Annotated in this window: 1 protein-coding gene; it reads right to left on the reverse strand. The window is 54.2% G+C overall.

Translation table 11 applies throughout. The features are described 5' to 3' along the window. Nucleotides 1-225, reverse strand: a 225-nt coding sequence (locus tag B4U49_RS00030; protein ID WP_239692406.1) for a GTP-binding protein, incomplete at both ends; no start/stop codon positions are given.

The following is a 225-nucleotide window of genomic DNA, read 5'->3' on the forward strand; positions in this document are numbered from 1 at the left end:
TAGTGACGGGTCGGGGACTCGTACTCAACGTGAGAGGTAGCAATGGTGATACCGCGCTCACGCTCTTCAGGAGCATTGTCGATACCGTCAAAAGCAACGGCTGCACCACCCCATACTTCCGCACACACGCGAGTCAGCGCTGCAGTCAGAGTAGTCTTACCATGGTCAACGTGACCAATGGTGCCCACGTTCACGTGGGGCTTGGAACGTTCAAACTTTTCTTTT

It is taken from the genome of Microbulbifer mangrovi, assembly GCF_002009015.1.
In the GTDB taxonomy this organism is placed as follows: domain Bacteria; phylum Pseudomonadota; class Gammaproteobacteria; order Pseudomonadales; family Cellvibrionaceae; genus Microbulbifer; species Microbulbifer mangrovi.